The 17,041-nt window shown below is 38.0% G+C and carries 18 protein-coding genes; 7 read left to right on the top strand and 11 right to left on the bottom strand.

All coding sequences use genetic code 11. The features are described from left to right. Nucleotides 1–21: 21 nt before the first annotated feature. Nucleotides 22–1,233, bottom strand: a complete 1,212-nt coding sequence (locus LG273_RS06295) for an ABC transporter permease (RefSeq protein ID WP_404458703.1) — start codon at nucleotides 1,231–1,233, stop codon at nucleotides 22–24. Beyond that, nucleotides 1,226–1,972, bottom strand: coding sequence for an ABC transporter ATP-binding protein (locus LG273_RS06290; RefSeq protein ID WP_379563395.1), 747 nt, complete (start codon nucleotides 1,970–1,972; stop codon nucleotides 1,226–1,228). Before LG273_RS06290 ends, LG273_RS06295 begins: the two co-directional genes overlap by 8 nt. A gap of 533 nt (nucleotides 1,973–2,505) precedes the next feature. On the opposite strand from LG273_RS06290, the gene LG273_RS06285 reads away from it, so the two are divergent. From LG273_RS06285 to LG273_RS06275, 3 genes are all read left to right on the top strand, one after another. Then, nucleotides 2,506–2,931 carry an HIT family protein gene (locus tag LG273_RS06285; RefSeq protein ID WP_379563393.1) on the top strand — a complete coding sequence of 142 codons (426 nt, stop codon included), beginning with the start codon at nucleotides 2,506–2,508 and terminating at the stop codon, nucleotides 2,929–2,931. Between the two features lie 274 nt (nucleotides 2,932–3,205). After that, entirely contained in the window at nucleotides 3,206–3,727 is a 522-nt protein-coding gene (locus tag LG273_RS06280) for a tryptophan transporter (protein WP_379563391.1), read from the top strand. 120 nt (nucleotides 3,728–3,847) lie between these two features. Further along, nucleotides 3,848–4,210 carry a YtxH domain-containing protein gene (locus tag LG273_RS06275; protein WP_379563389.1) on the top strand — a complete coding sequence of 121 codons (363 nt, stop codon included), beginning with the start codon at nucleotides 3,848–3,850 and terminating at the stop codon, nucleotides 4,208–4,210. Nucleotides 4,211–4,389: 179 nt separating this feature from the next. Here the strand turns inward: LG273_RS06275 and LG273_RS06270 are convergent, their stop codons facing one another. The 4 genes from LG273_RS06270 to LG273_RS06255 form a co-directional block, all read right to left on the bottom strand. Then, on the bottom strand, nucleotides 4,390–5,322 hold the full coding sequence (locus tag LG273_RS06270) for a glycine betaine ABC transporter substrate-binding protein (RefSeq protein ID WP_404458700.1): 933 nt from the start codon (nucleotides 5,320–5,322) through the stop codon (nucleotides 4,390–4,392). Nucleotides 5,323–5,429: 107 nt separating this feature from the next. After that, nucleotides 5,430–6,335 (bottom strand): glycine betaine ABC transporter substrate-binding protein, encoded by a 906-nt coding sequence (locus LG273_RS06265; protein ID WP_379563385.1) that lies wholly within the window; start codon nucleotides 6,333–6,335, stop codon nucleotides 5,430–5,432. 73 nt (nucleotides 6,336–6,408) lie between these two features. After that, entirely contained in the window at nucleotides 6,409–7,260 is an 852-nt protein-coding gene (locus LG273_RS06260; protein WP_404458698.1) for an ABC transporter permease, read from the bottom strand. Beyond that, nucleotides 7,250–8,452: a glycine betaine/L-proline ABC transporter ATP-binding protein gene (locus LG273_RS06255; protein ID WP_404458697.1), complete on the bottom strand. Its 1,203-nt coding sequence runs from the start codon at nucleotides 8,450–8,452 to the stop codon at nucleotides 7,250–7,252. Before LG273_RS06255 ends, LG273_RS06260 begins: the two co-directional genes overlap by 11 nt. A 344-nt stretch (nucleotides 8,453–8,796) precedes the next feature. Here LG273_RS06255 and LG273_RS06250 point away from each other — a divergent pair, with 344 nt between their 5' ends. Then, nucleotides 8,797–9,282 carry a GbsR/MarR family transcriptional regulator gene (locus tag LG273_RS06250; protein ID WP_404458696.1) on the top strand — a complete coding sequence of 162 codons (486 nt, stop codon included), beginning with the start codon at nucleotides 8,797–8,799 and terminating at the stop codon, nucleotides 9,280–9,282. A 39-nt stretch (nucleotides 9,283–9,321) separates the two neighbouring features. Here LG273_RS06250 and LG273_RS06245 read toward each other — a convergent pair whose 3' ends face one another. Next, entirely contained in the window at nucleotides 9,322–9,684 is a 363-nt protein-coding gene (locus tag LG273_RS06245; protein ID WP_379563378.1) for a DUF1878 family protein, read from the bottom strand. Nucleotides 9,685–9,834: 150 nt separating this feature from the next. Here LG273_RS06245 and LG273_RS06240 point away from each other — a divergent pair, with 150 nt between their 5' ends. The 3 genes from LG273_RS06240 (at nucleotide 9,835) to LG273_RS06230 (ending at nucleotide 11,808) form a co-directional block, all read left to right on the top strand. Then, complete coding sequence (locus LG273_RS06240; protein WP_379563376.1) at nucleotides 9,835–10,383, top strand: DUF3267 domain-containing protein; 549 nt, start codon at nucleotides 9,835–9,837, stop codon at nucleotides 10,381–10,383. Nucleotides 10,384–10,644: 261 nt separating this feature from the next. Further along, nucleotides 10,645–10,830, top strand: a complete 186-nt coding sequence (locus tag LG273_RS06235) for a hypothetical protein (RefSeq protein ID WP_379563374.1) — start codon at nucleotides 10,645–10,647, stop codon at nucleotides 10,828–10,830. 93 nt (nucleotides 10,831–10,923) lie between these two features. Then, on the top strand, nucleotides 10,924–11,808 hold the full coding sequence (locus tag LG273_RS06230; RefSeq protein WP_379563372.1) for a peptidylprolyl isomerase: 885 nt from the start codon (nucleotides 10,924–10,926) through the stop codon (nucleotides 11,806–11,808). 260 nt (nucleotides 11,809–12,068) lie between these two features. Here the strand turns inward: LG273_RS06230 and LG273_RS06225 are convergent, their stop codons facing one another. The 4 genes from LG273_RS06225 to LG273_RS06210 form a co-directional block, all read right to left on the bottom strand. Next, nucleotides 12,069–12,266 (bottom strand): sporulation YhaL family protein, encoded by a 198-nt coding sequence (locus tag LG273_RS06225; protein WP_404458693.1) that lies wholly within the window; start codon nucleotides 12,264–12,266, stop codon nucleotides 12,069–12,071. Between the two features lie 71 nt (nucleotides 12,267–12,337). Further along, nucleotides 12,338–13,288: a 3'-5' exoribonuclease YhaM gene (gene yhaM / locus LG273_RS06220; RefSeq protein WP_404458691.1), complete on the bottom strand. Its 951-nt coding sequence runs from the start codon at nucleotides 13,286–13,288 to the stop codon at nucleotides 12,338–12,340. A gap of 199 nt (nucleotides 13,289–13,487) precedes the next feature. Beyond that, entirely contained in the window at nucleotides 13,488–14,081 is a 594-nt protein-coding gene (locus LG273_RS06215) for a GbsR/MarR family transcriptional regulator (protein WP_404458689.1), read from the bottom strand. 6 nt (nucleotides 14,082–14,087) lie between these two features. Further along, nucleotides 14,088–17,039 (bottom strand): AAA family ATPase, encoded by a 2,952-nt coding sequence (locus tag LG273_RS06210; protein WP_404458687.1) that lies wholly within the window; start codon nucleotides 17,037–17,039, stop codon nucleotides 14,088–14,090. Nucleotides 17,040–17,041 lie beyond the last annotated feature (2 nt).

Below are 17,041 nucleotides of genomic sequence, written 5' to 3'. Positions count from 1 at the left end.
TGTTAGCAGGCTTTTTGGTAATTAAACGAGCTTACGCTTCACATAACCTTGAATAAACAAAATAGCAAACAGTATTCCACCAAGCAAGGAGATGCCGAAACCCGCGTAGGCTTGCATGAATAGAAAGATCAGGGAAAAAATCACTGCCTGTAAAATGGAAAGCTGATATAATAATTTCAGAACGGCCTGTTGTTTTGGTTTTTCATCCACAGGATAAATATCAAGCCATATATTAGTACGGTGATGATGGTAGATCGTCATCATTTGGAAACAACTTAAATAAAGAAATAGGATTGTAAAAAGAACCTTCATCCATAAATTTGGAATAAAATAAATGGCTAATCCACCAATCGCTATTAAACGCACATACATTCCAAGGTAATCTCCACTGCGGATGAACGTAATTCGATATAAAAAATCAAATGTATTTTTTTTATCAACGGAAAAATTACTTACCAGTGAAACCAGCCATTGACGCTTTTTCACACGATTTTTTAAATGTGGTACATCGGCAAACATATTCGCAATACGGTAAAAGGTTTGCATACGATTTTGGTCTTTTTCCACAAGAAGGTCCCATACAATACCTGCCTGTTTTCTGGAAACACTTAAATCATAAAGAAATAATAGCGCGAAAATAACCGAGGTTATTCCTGCCATCAGCATATTGCCACTAATGATAAAATAAAAGACAACCATGTTTAAAACAGTTCTTACAACTAAATCAAGTCGTCTCGTCCCAGGCTCGCGGACCTTTAACATCCACCAATTCGCAATTAAATTACCTACCTTAAACACTAAAACAATAGCAATACTTAAAAGGTACATCTGTCCACTTCTGCCTGGAAAAGAAGCAAAATAAAGCGGACCAAATGCCGCTGCTACTAACAGCACTAAGTACAACTGAATAACAAAGCTGTATATGATAGAATTTCGAAAATACGCATGCATTTTTGTTTCAGCAGCGATTAAGAATACAAGGTCAGGCTCTTTAAGTAATGTACGGACAGGGCTATAGCTCACTAGCAGTCCGAGAAAAGCGCCCATAATGATTGCTGTTGGAAAATCATCAGGCAGCTCTATTAACCACTGTTGGTAATAATACGCTAACGCTGAAATAAAAAATAACATAGCAATCGCGATATGCCCATTGAAAATATACTTTAAATAACGGCTTGTCTCCTTGATATGTTCAGAAAGCCGTTTCTTATAAAATTCATGGGAATCAAACATGGCTATCTTCTTCTTTCGTTAACTGTATATACAAGTCATCTAAAGTGGCTTGCGGCATATTAAAGCTGTTGCGTAGCTCCTCTAATGTTCCCATTGCGCGGATTTCTCCTTCATGCAGAATAACAAAGCGATCGCAATAGCGCTCTGCTGTAGCAAGGATATGGGTGGACATCAAAACTCCTGAACCATTCTCTTTCATCTCACCCATTAATTGTAGGTAAGACTGAATACCAAGTGGGTCTAACCCAACAAAGGGCTCGTCCACAATATATAACGGGGGCTCAATTAAAAATGCACACATGATCATTACTTTCTGTCGCATCCCTTTTGAGAAGTGGACAGGAAACCAATTCAGCCTTTTTTCCATTCTGAATTCTTTTAATAATGGGGGCAAACGCTTCTCAAACTGTTCTTCAGAGATATCGTAAGCCATCGCGGTTAATTTTAAATGCTCCTGTAACGTAAGCTCGTCATAAAGAATTGGCATTTCAGGGATGTAGCCAAGCTGGTTTCGGTAGGATGCCGGGTTTTCCTGAAATGTTTTTCCATTGATTGAAACAGAACCTTTTTTGGCTTGCATTAACCCAATAATGTGCTTAATTGTTGTACTTTTCCCCGCCCCATTTAATCCGATTAAGCCAACAATTTCCTTTGGGTACACATCAAATGAGATGCCGTGCAAAACATTTTTATGGGTATATCCACCATGTAAATTTTCAATATGTAGTAATGATTCCACACTGGTTCCTCCTCTTCATCTCTCTACATTTTATCATTACGGGGATTGAATGCCAAAGTAAACTATACCTTGATTTTTGACAAAAAACGCGTATGCTTGCATAATATATTTTTTTAGTCGCACACTATTTATTGAAGGACGGAGGTTTCCAATCAATTCATTTCTAAAACCACAAATGAGGTGTTGGTGATCGAATAGCGGAAAGCATTTCGTATAGGGTACTGTGAGGTATCCGTGATCGCTAAAAATAATCTTTGTGACATAAATGAGGTGTTTGCGAAAGGTAACCAAATGTAATGAACCCTTTTGCCAGCTTATCCCAGAAGTGTTCTGAGATATTGACAAAAAGGTTTACGTAGCGAAAGTTCATGCACATGCATTAACTAAACGTTTACAAAGTCCCCACATTTTCGTTACACACCTTCGTCCTTCTTAGCGCAGGCATCGCTCTTTATGAGTGGTGCCTGTTTCTTTGCATTAAGACTGTTTCCTCTATACAATAAAAAGTAATAATATGAAGGGGTGAAATAGTAATGGCGCACGACGATTGTATTTTTTGTAAAATTGTAAATGGTGATATTCCTTCCGCTAAAGTATACGAAGATGAGCATGTTTATGCTTTTTTAGACATTAGCCAGGTCACCAAAGGTCACACGCTCGTCATACCAAAACAACACACGAAAAATATTTATGAAACACCTCCAGAAATAGCGCGTGAATTATTTGAAAGGGTTCCACGAATTGCTAATGCCATTAAGAAGACTTATAACCCAATTGGGATGAACCTGTTAAACAACAATGAAAAGCCAGCGGATCAGTCTGTTTTTCATTTACACATCCATATTATACCTCGATATGGAGAGGGAGATGGATATAAGTCTAATTGGACTGTTCACTCTGAGGAATATACCTCTGATGACTTAGCAAACATAGCGAACGAGATTAGCCATGCTATGTAGGGTGCATGTTGCACACCGTAATAAAGAGGTACTTCGTTTGATGGGGGCCCTTCCTCCCCCACCAAATGATAGTTAAACAAATCGAACCTTAAATGGCGGTTGGTCGCCGGGATCTTACTGCCAGTAAAACGTGATAAATAGAAGTGCTTTATATTTTTTAACGTATTTGGTATAATGAACTTACATTTCTGCAGCTGACAAAGAGTGTACAGTTGAGGAGTGAAACATGAAACATTTCATGTAGCAGAGAAAGCAGAGAAGAGGAGAGGTAAAAATGAATACGAAGGTTTTAGTTATTTTGTCACTATTGGTGGGAATCGGAACGGTATTGCATACGGTTATACCAGGAGTTTTTTTTGGAGTTAAACCAGATATGCTGTTATCGATGATGTTTCTTGGTATTATTTTATTCCCCCAGCCAAAATATGTTGTGTTACTTGCAATTGCAACAGGCGCCATTTCCGCATTAACTACTCAAGCGCCAGGTGGACAAATCGCCAATTTAATTGATAAACCAATTACAGCACTTGTGTTTTTGGCTTTATATCTACTTATAAAGGATAAGGTTCAAAACAAAATAAGCGCCCCTGTTTTAACTGCTGTTGGAACAATCATTAGTGGTGCAATCTTCCTTAGCGTTGTGCTTTTCTTCCTTGGCGCAATGGAAGGCGGATTTATCGCAGGATTACTAACTGTAGTACTCCCTGCTGCCGCTGTAAATACAGTCATTATGATTGTTATTTATCCAGTTGTTGAGGGAATTTTGAAGAGGTCACAGCCTATAACAACCGCGTAAGAAGAAAATCCTCTGGCAGCTTAGTTTGTCAGGGGATTTTTTTGAAATACATATAGTAAAATGTTTGATAAGAGAGGAAAAAGAGGAAAAACCTAAATGTAGGGAAAGGAGTGCATGAAAGTGGCAAATGTAAAATCATTAGTATTAGGGTTAGTAGTTGGCGGTGCTATAAGTGCAACAGCTACGTTACTTACCACCCCTTCTTCTGGTAGCGCTGTGCGTAGCCGTGTAAAGAATCAAGGTACAGAATTGAAGGACATGATTGCCAATCTAAAGCAGGATGGATTAAAACTTAAAAAGCAGTTGAAAGAAACTTCAAAAGAAGGTGCTGCATTAGTCAAGGAACTAACCCAAGAAATGAAAAAATCCGTCGAGGAATGGAAAGATACCGTGGAACCGCATCAGGAAAATATTCACCAATATCTGGAGCAAATTGAGTTAAGCCTAAAAGATCTTGAGGCAAAGGTGAAAACAAAAAATTAGTATGCGTTAAATAGCCAACCTAGCATGTACTGCGCCTCAATTGTTAGAAACCTAAACAATTGAGGCGCATTTTTTCTGCTAGCTTTATATCTTCACAAATAAAGTAACCGAGTTAAGCTCTGGGAGAGATCATAAACTAAAAAAGCAGTTCACCTAATATGAACTGCTTTTAAGTGTGATTATTTTGCTTGAATGTCCTCAATAGAATTAACGTCTTCCATATATTCAGGAACTACAAGACCAATTTTAGCTCCTTCTAAATTCGCCCCTAGATCAACAAAGTTATCCTTATGGTCTTCATAAAAGTCCGCATGAGTTTGTGGCATCCAAGCTGCCAATGTCGCGTCTCCATCACCATTTGCTACTGCCTCAAACATAACAGCAACATCTACAGGAGTAATTGTGACCTCAAAACCTTTTTGTCGCAACACCTCTGCCACTACATTTGCAGAAGCACGTTCAGAATCCCATGGAGTGGAAACAAGCTCTATTGCTACACCATCAACATCTTCGACACCCTTTGTCCATTCGGATACCTTATCTGGATTATCTTCCACCCATCGGTGGGCAACTGCTGAAATTTCTTCACCTGAATCAGAGGACTCGTACATTATACTTTCCATATCTTCAACTGACCAATTAAATTGATCAATGAGTTTATATGCATTCGGCTTTTCCTCTTCTAGGCCTTTTCGTGCAAGCGATTTGATTTCCTCAACTTCTCCATATACCCCTTTTGGATCTTCTAGGTATTTTAAGTTATCGAACTTTGTAAACATCCAATGTGGGTTCCAACCCGTAACCACTATTGGTTCTTCATTGTTTATAGCTTCCTCTAATTCTGTAACCATAGCTGCTGTGGAGGATTGTTCCAACTGCCAGCCATCTAGGTTCTCATATTCTTCAATAGCTTTTTCTGTAGTAACAGTGATTCCAGCTCCTGGCTCAATGCCAGTGATCGTATAGTCTACTTCTTCACCAACGTTTACAGAGCTACCAGAACTCTCTTCCGTGTTTTCCTCACTATCACTTCCTGAACCACAAGCAGCGAGAAACAAAACGAGTAACATACCAGTTATCAAAAATAATTGTTTATTTGAATTTTTCAACATAAATTAAGCTTCACTCCTTCTATTTGAATTTGTTTCTTCTTAACCCTTGTTCAAAACAATGAGGCTGGCAAATAGACACCAGCCCTATTCATTATTTGTTGCTTAAATTATTCTACACCTGCTACCCATTCGTCTACTTTATCTTGGTTTTCTTCTACCCATGTCGCTGCTGCGTCTTCAGGGGAAGCTCCGTTGTAGATATCAAGCATTACCTTCTCCATATCATCCGTAGTCCAGTTAAACTGGTCTAGAATCTTATAAGCATTTGGAAGCTCTTCTTCTAAGCCTTGGCGAACCATTGTGTCAATAGTCTCTGCTTCACCAAAAGAGCCTTCTGGATCTTCAAGATATTTCAACTCGTACTCTTGGAATTTCCAGTGTGGCGTCCAGCCAGTTACGATAATTTCTTCTTCGTTTTCAATAGCAGATCCGAGCTCTGTAGCCATAGCGCCACTTGAAGAGGTTTGTACTTCCCAGCCTTCTAGATTGCCATAATCTTCAAGTGCTTGCTCAGCAGCTCCAACAACTCCAGCACCCGGCTCAATACCAGTGATTGTTTGTTCAGCTTGTTGATCAAGGTCTGCAATAGAGTTTACATCCATATATTCTGGTACTACTAAACCAATTTTTGCTCCTTCTAGGTTTGTACCAAGATCAACTACCTGGTCACCGTATTCGGCATATTGCCCTTCATGTGTTGCTGGAAGCCATGCTGCAACCATACCGTCAGCCTCGCCGTTGGCTACAGCTTCCCACATTACCGCATTATCAAGCGGTGTAAGTGTAACATCATAGCCTTGGTCTTCTAACACTTTCCCAATAACATTTGTAGAAGCTACCTCAGAATCCCATTCTACATAAGCTAGTTCTATTTCTTTTCCTTCACCCACAGATTTTGATCCTTCTTCAGATCCACCATTTGATGATTCATCCTCTGAGCCGCAACCTGCAGCAACCAATGATAATGAAAGACCTGTTACAAGTCCTAGACGTTTCCAGTTAAATTTAATCACAACTAACTCTCCCCTTTTCTAGTATTTAATATATATGGAAACTTTTCATAACGAAAAGACACCAACAAACTATTTACTTACTCTTGTTTAAATTTTGCGTAATTCGATCGATTATGATTGCTAGAATAACTATCCCTACACCAGCAACAAAACCATTACCAACGTTGGAACGTTGCAGGGCAGAAAGTACTTCTCTCCCCAATCCTGGTGCTCCGATCATTGATGCAATTACAACCATGGAGAGCGCAAGCATAACAGTCTGGTTAATCCCAGCCATAATGGTAGCTTTCGCCATAGGTAGTTCGACCTTAAATAGTTTTTGAGATCCTGTGCTACCAAATGCTTCGGAAGCTTCTACTAACTCATTTGACACTTGGCGGATACCTAGATTTGTAAACCTAACTGTCGGTGGCGTTGCAAAAATTAATGATGCGAAGATCCCGGGTACCATTCCGATACCAAAGAAAGCAACAGCTGGTATTAGATATACAAACGCAGGCATCGTCTGCATAAAGTCCAATATTGGAGTAATAATAGATTCTGCAGTCTTACTTTTTGACATAAGTATCCCAATTGGAACACCAATTATAATAGAAAGTAAACTTGAGATTAGTACTAGCGTAAATGTACTCATTAGATGTTCCCATAAACCTTGATTATAAATGAACCACAAACCAACAATGGAGAAAACAGCAAGGCCCAGCTTTTTCCCTGAGATAAAGAATGCAAGCACTGCCACTAAAAGGATAATGATAACAGGTGGTACTGCTGTTAGGGATTCAGAAACAAAATCCATAAAGTTGCCAAAGTGTTCTTTAATTGGTTCAAATAAAAATGAAAAAGCTTCTGTTATTTTATCTGTAAACCATTCTGTTCCCTCAGCAACGGGAATCTCCGGAATAAAGTCAAGCATATTATTTAGCATCGTCTAAGTTCACCTCGCCTTCTCCAGCAAGAGCAGCAATAACTGCACCACGCACAATGATTCCTACCAATCTACCTTCTTCGACCACGGCAACAGGTATCGGAGAATCATAAATAATATCAAATATTTCCTTGAGTGGGGTTTCTCTATCTACTTTTGGTATATCGTTTTTCAAGATATCTTGTAAATTACCTACTTCCTTTTTTCGTGCCTCGGAAGCATCATCAGCTGTAATATATCCTTTTAAGTTACGTTTACTGTCGGTGACGAACATACTTGATAAACCTTCTTCACGCATACGCTCCAAGGCAACACGTGGCCCGTGCTTTTCAATGTTAACCGTTTCTGGACGCTTCATAATGTTTTGTGCAGTTAATACCTTCGAACGGTCAACATCTTCCACGAACTTTTCGACATAGTCATTTGCAGGATTAACTAAAATCTCTTCAGGAGTACCAATTTGTACGATGGACCCATCCTTCATTAGGGCGATACGATCGCCAAGCCTAAGAGCCTCATCAAGATCATGTGTAATAAAGAGAATGGTTTTCTTCATTGTGGTTTGCAGATCAAGCAACTCATCCTGCATCTCCTTACGAATAAGTGGATCCAGCGCTGAAAACGCCTCATCCATAAGTAATACTTCCGGGTCGTTTGCTAATGCCCTCGCCAAACCAACACGTTGTTGCATACCACCCGATAGTTGACTAGGTTTCTGATGTAAATAGCCACCAAGCCCAACCATTTCTAAAGCCTCTTTAGCCTTTTTCTGCCTTTCTTCTTTCGGAACATCTTGGATCTCTAACCCATATTCGGCGTTCTCCAAAATGGTGCGGAATGGGAATAACGCGAATTTCTGAAATACCATGCTTAACTTTTCACGTCGTATTTTACGTAATGATTTCTTATCCATTTCAGCAAGGTTTTCACCGTCAATATAAAGGCTTCCCTCTGTCGGTTCAATTAAGCGATTCACTAATCGAACTAAGGTAGACTTACCACTACCGGACAATCCCATAATGACAAATATCTCACCCGCTTCCACAGAAAATGAAGCACGGTTGACACCTACTGTATTTCCAGTTTCTTTTAGTATTTGCTCTTTGGAAGCTCCTTTATCTAAAAGTTTTAGCGCTTGTTTAGGGTTTTTGCCAAACACTTTTGATAACTGTTTTGCTTCAATTACCGGCACATTATTCACCTCATCTTTAATCTATTATTATTGGACCAGTACTTTGTGACTAGTATTTGTCCGAGTACAGCTGATAGGAAACTAGCCGGTGTTCCATGCTAGTATTTCCCGTCAGTCCGTACTGTCCTGCTCTCCTTGTAATACTATATAGGTATTTTCTTTACAATACAAACTTTATATTTTATTAGTTTTGTTGATATTTTACGTACAGTTTAAACTGTACGAACTTAATTAAACAATATCTTTAAATATCTTCAATTTACTTCAAAATGCTAACCAATATGACATTTTTAAATATTGTTTTTTTAGTGTACCCTTTATATATCATGACTGAGGAGGATTTTATGAAAGTACCTCATAACGAAAGTATACGAAGTGAAATTATGATCGAATTTTCAAAAACAATAGAAATGTTTGGCCTTACACCATTAGAAGCAAGGCTATTCGCCTATCTATATTTATATGGAAAACCTTTAACACTAGATGAGATGAGCGAAGCACTTGGAAAGAGCAAAACTTCTATGAGCACTGGCGTGAGAGCGCTATCAGAGTCAAACCTTGTGACAAGAGTCTGGAAAAAAGGAGTACGTAAAGATTTGTATCAGGCTAACACCCAGTTATTCAAATCATTTATGAACTCCTATATAAATAAATGGATTGATGCAGCCATCCATCAAAAAGATGCATTAGCGGAGACAAACCTTTCTATTGAAAGAGAGTTAAGTAAATCGGAGAAATTAGAGCTAAAGGAGATCAAACATAAGCTTCAAGACATTATTAATTTCCATACCGAGGTTGAGCTTCTATTTAGGCAAATGAGACAGGAATAGGTATGCTAACGCCAAATAAAAAAATATAAACGAGGACTATTATGATTTCCGTCGTCTATATTTTTGTTTGTCTTCTTCTATAATTTTAATAAAAGTAGCCATCAAAGAGGGATAGTATCCCTCTTTTTGTAATGCATAAATCGTTTCATTCGGGTCCAGCTTCTCATTCAGCATCCCCGCAAATTCCACAAGTAGCGAATTATAGTGGAGCAGGCCTTCTTCTTGTTGTACTTCATATTTTTCATTTAGCCTGTTCAATAGTTGCAATAATTCCTTATATTCTAATTGTGTTATATTTTTCTCAAGCACCATCTTAATCATGGGGAATCGATTCAAATCCATTACCTTTGAAAGCAATTGCAAATGAAAGGCAGCATTATCGTTTTGATCCAATCTTTCCACCCTGTTGAACCCCCTTTTACGAACACCTAAAGTCGCCCCTGTAAATGTTTTATAAAAATGCACAAAAAACTATTGATTTTTCTCTGTAATCGTACTATTATTCTTGAGGGATTGAAAGTCTCAACAAGAAATTTACAGGAGGGATCAAAAATGAATTGCTGGAAATCCATTAACCTAACGAAAGAATTTGGAAACAATCGTATTAACTTTTTATCATTTTTGATCGGATTGCTGTCCTTTATTTTTCTTTACGTTCCAATTACGATTGCTCAAGGCACCAATAAAGTCGATGAGGCAGGTTTTTTACCTTTTATTCTGGCATTACTGTTATTACCTGCATTGCATTCTTTAATGCACATCCTTCCATTAATTATACTAAATAAGCGCTTAAAAATTATTTTTAATATAAAAAATAGAAGATTACCTGTTTTTAACTATTATACGAAATTTCATCTGACAAAAAAAGTCTCTTTAATTGTAGCCATTGCACCAACAATACTAATCAGTATTCCGGGAATTATCGCGAGTTATCTGTTCACTGATTACTCCGTATATATTCTAATGTTTACTTCATTGCACATCGGTATGTCTTACATTGACTTTTTATATATCGCCCATATTGGAAAAGCTCCAAAAAGCTGTTTCATCGATAGTCGAAAAGATGGATTTGATATTCTTATAAAGGAAAAAATGCCTTAAAGCCTGGTTAAAGTACCAGGTTTTTTTGTCCTTAAAATTCGACTATAAGTGTGTTTCCCAAAGATGCTTCCTCATCCATACCGGGGAAGCATCTTTCGATATTAATCACCTAGTTTTCAAGTTACTAAATTAGTTTTCTAACACTCATTAAGGTGATTTGTCTGTTCAGATTGATAATCTTTTGTTAAAGTTATGAATAGGATTATAAGAAGAAAAGAAGTTTCACTTTATATTGTTTAACGGTAGCAAGGAGGTTGTTTTATGCTTATTATGTATTTGCTGTTCGCAGCTTTGGTATTATTTATATTTAATTCCTTAACAGATAGATTTTGCAAAAAAATGGAGATGGAATCCTTAAAGCAAAAGAAGGTCTTCCGAACGATCAATGTTATGGTCCTTATACTACTCGTATGTTCCTATCTTCGTGTGCTTAATGTCATGGTATAAACTGAAAATAGAACTATGTTTTTATACATAATATATGTTATATTAAACAATAGTAACAAACAAAAAGTAGGAAAAGATTAGGAGTGTTCATAATTGAAAAAACTAGCAATTGCTGCAACACTGACAGCAGGAGTATTGACTCTTTCTGCTTGTAACTCAGACGAAGCTGATTCAGAAGTAGTCGTAGAGAGTGCTGCCGGAGATATTACAAAAGAACAATTTTATGAGAAACTTAAAGATAGCTACGGCGAGGAAGTTCTTCGTGAGCTAGTTACAGTTGAAGTATTGCAGGACAAGTATGAAGTAACAGAAGAAGATGTAGAAAACGAAGTGCAAAAGATGAAGGACCAATTAGGGGAAAATTATGAAACAGCAGTTAACCAACAGTTCGGTGGCGAAGAAGCCTTCCGTGATGTGGTTGAAATGAGCTTGCTTCAAGAAGCCGCTGTCTCAGAAGATATAGAAATAACTGACGAAGAGCTTCAACAGCTCTATGATCGTAAAAATACAGAAATTGATGCTTCGCACATTCTTGTAGCAGATGAAGAAACCGCAAATGAAGTGAAAGAAAAGCTTGATAATGGCGGTGATTTTGCTGAACTTGCTGCAGAATATTCTACTGATGGAACTGCTGAAGATGGTGGAAATCTTGGTTATTTCTCTGCAGGTGATATGGTTGCTGAATTTGAAGATGCTGCCTACAACCTTGAAGAAGGCCAAATCAGTGACCCAGTCCAAACACAGCACGGATTCCATATTATTAAAGTTAATGACAAGCGTGAGAAAGAAGAAAGCATCGGCGAATTTGAAGAAGTAAAAGATGATTTACGTCGTGAACTTGTTACACAAAAAATGGATCCTACTGCCGCACAGGAAAAAATCAACGGAATGGTTAGAGATTCCGTAGAAGATGTAAAAGTTGAAGGATTAGAAGATATTTTCGAAGCCCCTAAAGAACAAGAAGAAGCACAAGGCTAAATAATAGTAAAACCAAAAGAGGATGCTCCTGATATGATGAGCATCCTCTTTTGTTCTCCTCTAGGAATAAAAAGATATAAGTGATGTGGATAACGAAACAACTGAATTAACCACATCCAGCTCCAGTGTCCAGAGACTAGCGAGGCTACCCTCACCTCCATACGTGGGCCTGGAGGATCCGGGTCATGGCGACGTTGCCTCACGACAGGGCGCTCTTAGTCGGCCTTCCTTAAAACCGGCGCGCCGCGCTTTTGTTCCGCTTAATCGGAAATATGTTCTTTCTGTTGGCGCTTATTTACTCTTTCTGCTTCCAAGCGATCCATATATACTTTACCTTCTTTTTCAATAAACTGCTGTTCTAACTTTCTTTCTGCATGCATTGCCCGTAATGCCATATATCCACTCAAAAAGATTAGAATAACCAATACAAAAACCCACCAAGGTACTCCTAGAATCATTATTTGGCCTCCTTGTCCATATTCTCTATCAGATATATATGTCTTGGAAGTATAAATAATGACCGTTTACTTTATTCTTCAAATAGAGGCTTGTAAAAAGCCCGATTATCCATTGCAAACATTCTCTCCGTAAATTCCCCTGGTTTTGTTTTATCTAGGGCTCGGTTTAACATATTAAGTTTTGCATCCATTAGATCAATGAGGTGTAAAACCTCTGCTTCTCTTACTAAAGGCGGTTTCGGGCTACCCCATTCTGCCTTTCCGTGATGTGATAAGATCATATGTTGCAGGATAAGAACTTCTTCTTCCTCTTCAACTTGCAGTTCTCTTGCCATTATACCGATTTCCTCTATCATCATTGGTATATGACCAAGTAATTTTCCCTCTATCGTATAAGTAGTCGTTACCATACCTGAGAGCTCTTTTAATTTGCCTAAATCGTGTAGAATAATTCCTGCATAAAGCAAATCTCTATTTAGATCAGGATATAATTGGTGTAGCTCTCTCGCAATGGCCAGCATGCTAACGATATGATGTGCAAGACCTGAAACATATTCGTGGTGGTTTTTTGTGGCAGCTGGGTAGACAAGAAGATTTTCTTGATATTTTTTAATGAAAGCTCGGACGATTCTCTGTAAAGTAGGATTCTTCATCTCAAAAATAGCTTCTGTTAATTTTTCTTGAAGCGCATCTTTATTCACTGGTGCTTTCTCCACAAAATCTGACACATGCACATCATCTGTTGGTTGGGAAGGCCTAACCGCAAGTATTTTCAGTTGAGGTTTTCCTCTGAACTGATTAATCTCTCCTGAAACTTTTATAATTTTCTCAGGAGTAAAAAGTGCTTCATCTTCCTTTGTAGCATCCCAAAGTTTTGCATCAATTTCTCCTGTTGCATCTCTTAGTATTAACGTAAGGAAAGGTTTTCCGCCACTTGTAACTCCTTTTGTTACTTCTTTAATCAGCATGAAGCTGTCAATGGCTTCCCCCACATTTGCATACCCTATTCCTTTTTGCTGCATTTCCTCTCCCCCCGATATTTAAGGAAACCTAGCGTGCTAAAAATTGCACCTGGCTCTATTTTTTTCTACAACATATCCTAATTCGTGATGGTGCGTCCCTTTGTAGCTAATCTTGATTTATAACTGTCCGTCAAAAGTTTAAAAAAGGAAGACTGACTTAGAACAGGCTTAATGCCTACCATGTGTCAATCTCCCGCTGTTATTTGTTCTTAGGAATATAATCAAATATTTTCCCTGATTCGACAACTTGAATAAACTTCATTACCCACTCGTAATAATTTTGTGCATAACGTAAGCGTTCAATATCATCAGTAATCTTCTGCGTCAAGTCATCATCTTCTGTTCTAACCAATATTGCTTCTAATTCGGCGATGGTTTCCTCCGCCTCTTCTATATTTGTTTCCGTATGCTGGCGCCAGCGATTCCCAAAAAGAGAAGTAAAGGATTTATACCAATCTTCTTCTGACTGATACATGTCCTTACGTGTGCCCTTTCTAAAAGTGGATTCTACCATTTTCATGTCAGATAATGCTCGAACACCTGTAGACATACTTGTTTTGCTCATCTTTAGAGCATCACGCATATCATCCAATGTCATAGGATTATCGGAAAAATATAGAACCCCATATAAGCGGCCCACGGAAGATGTTATGCCATACAAATTCATATTCTTGGCAATCACCTGAATAAATTTTTCTATTGTTTCATCATATCTATCCCAATCAGTTGTTATATTCTTCTCAGGCAATGGATGTCCCTCCGCTTGCAATTTAATCTGCAAATAGTTTATCATTATTTGTCAATTAATGCGAACAGAATTTTTCAGTTGAATAATTTTTTCTTGATCAAAATACTTTATCAACTCTTCTTTACATGTAAAAAGGATTACTTGTTGCGTCTCAGATAACTGATCTAGTAGGTAAAACATGTTTTCTGTTCTAATTGAGTCAAAATGAACGAACGCATCATCCAAAAGGAATGGCAACTTATGCTTATCATTCATTATGTTACTTATCGCTATTCTCAAAGCGATATAAAGCTGATCTTTTGTTCCTTGTGAGAGTTCTTGTACATTATACCTTATATGGTCTGTCGTCTCTACTTGAAACAACCTTCCCTCCATTGGAGGATAAACCTTCCGATACTTACTACCTGTCATTAGCTTAAAGTATTCACTTGTCTTCTCCATAACCTTTGTTAAATATTTATCCCGATATTGCCGTTTTGTTTCTTCAAGCATCCCTTTAGCAGTTTTGAGAACTGCCCACTTTCGAACAGATTGCTGTAATTCCTCTTTCTCCATCGTAAAAGCATGTAAAGCTTCTGAAAATTGGCCAGAGGCTTCTAATTGATTGATTTCCGACTTCACCTCTGCTAATTGCTCACGTTTTCTTTCTAAATCTTTTTCCAGCCATGTTATTCGCTGCTTACTTGCTTTAATGAATTCCATCATTTCTGTCTCATCTGGTAATTGTAAGCTTATTTTATCTTCAGTTACTAACATTGATTGTAACTGTTCCTCAAGTCTTTCTGCCTCTTCTTGTAATTGTCTTCTTTCGGTTAAGAGACTAGCCCTTTCATAAAATGCGTTCTCTTCCTCAACTTCTGCATAATCTAACAGTTCGTTATAGGCTTCCTTATATACAGCTAACTTTTTCTCTGTATGTTGTAGTTGTTCAGTTGTTTCTTTGTACAGTTTCCTGTAATGCCCTCTATGACTTTCCATTGTTTCATATTCTTTTATCCATTCTTCCAAAAAGGTTAATTTGTCTTCTATATTTAATGTTTCCCTTTCCAAACTATCCAAAAACGCATTTAGGTTAGAAGAAAATTTTTGCTGCGTCTCTTGCAATTGTTGTAAGCTATTTTGTTGCCGTTTCTTTTCAGCTGACAGGCGAATTATATGCTTTAACTTATGGTGAAGGTCAGGCCAGTAAGTTACATCAATATCAGCTAGATAATTGTGTTGTTGCCGTTCTTTTATTGTTTTATTATCTAGTACATTTTGTTTTTCCTGTATTTCCTTTCCTTTTTCCTGCCATGCTGTAAACGTTTGGTCAAGGGATTTTAGTTGTGCTTCTATGGTAGCAATTTCCCTTGTAGCTCTTTCATGTTCCTGAAGCTGTTGGGAGGCCTCTCTCTTTTCCTCTATTGTTAGGAATTGATTCTCCTTTGTATCTGCAAAAGCTTCTATTTCTATTAATGATTTTTTGCCAAATCCCCATTGCAGCATTCCAAAGACTAGTGAAACTCCACTAACTACGTAATAAATGTAGTTTTCGGACATGATGCCTATTACAGCAAAAAGAACTGCTACGGCCATACTGAATAGCAAGATGGATTGATAAGCTTTCACTTTCTTTTGCTTCCACTCTTTCCATGTCCTATTAGTCCCTGATGCCTTGGACTTTTTGCTTTCCAATATACTGTTTTTTGCCAGCTGATCCTCTTTGCTTTTTAGTTCTCTAATGCGCTCTTCTGATAAGAGAGTTACTTCCAGGCTCTCAGCCTGTGCCAATAGACGGACCCGCTCTTGTTTTATTTGGTGGTTTTCCTCTATATGCTTCGCCTGTTCTAATGCTAATGAGTCTTGCTCTTTTTTGAGTTGACTCCAAGATTTCTCTACATGAAAAGGAAGCTTGATATCTTCGAGTTCTTTTTTGGTTAGACCAATATGTAATTGACTCAATTCCTGATCTATTTGATCCTGAAGTTGCTCAATTTGTCTTAAAAGGTAATCGACTTCTTTTTTTCTTGTGTTATATTCCTCTGTCTGTTTCTTTAGGATGTAGGCATGTTTTACTTTTCCCTCGTCCATGTCCAACTTGCTTTCTTCTATGCGATCAAGCTGTTCTCTATATTTCTTTTGGTGGTCCTGTAAAAGCACAAACTCGCTTTGTATTGGTAATAATTGTTCTTTAACCTGTTGCATTCGATTAAGACCATCTTCAGGAAAACGAATACTCTGCGGAAAGCCCTTCAAGCGTTTAACAGTTGTTACATATCGTTGTATGTCAGGAAGTGCCTCTAGCTTCCGCTCCTGACTAGTCAAGCTAATCTTTTTATCCTGTAAAGTCTGTTTCAGGGATACTATACTATCTGTCAGCTCCTCTATACGTTCCTTTTTCTCCCGATATGTTGCTTCTAAAGCTTTTGTTTTTTGTAATTCGCTAAAGCTTGTATCAAGTTTAAACAACTGTTCATTAATGATAGGCTTTTTTCCAGAAGGCTTGAATAACTGATTAATTTTATTTTCTAAGCTTGTTTCAAAGGCATGAATGTCAGTAGAACCCGTTAAGCCAATTCCTAATAGTACTTCCCCTAAGTCCTCCTCTTTCATCTTTGGTAATCCGGATAAATCACTGGCTGAAAAGGAAAAAATAGATTGATACGTTTTCTCTGTCATTCCCTTTAACCTGCTCTTCAACCATGCTTCATCATGCTCGGCACCACTATCGGCATAGCAAATAGCTGCCCCATTACGCAGCGAATCCATTCTTTCAATTGTAAACATGCCTACCTCAGGGTCATTAACCGTTAGGCTCCCCCCCATTTTTCCACTCGTCCTTGGTTGATAGGATTGTCGCTGTTTAGGTCCGAGTCCAAACAACATAAATAAAAGAAATGCGTGTAGCGTTGATTTCCCCGATTCATTCTCTCCATAGACAAGAGTTGGTCCGAACTCAGGAAACTCTATCGTTTTATCCACCCAAACGCCAAAACCGTATATGGTTGCTTTTACAAGTTTCATTT

This window comes from Oceanobacillus kapialis (genome assembly GCF_044790185.1).
GTDB lineage: Bacteria > Bacillota > Bacilli > Bacillales > Amphibacillaceae > Oceanobacillus_B > Oceanobacillus_B kapialis.
This window is presented reverse-complemented; position numbering and strand designations above follow the sequence as displayed.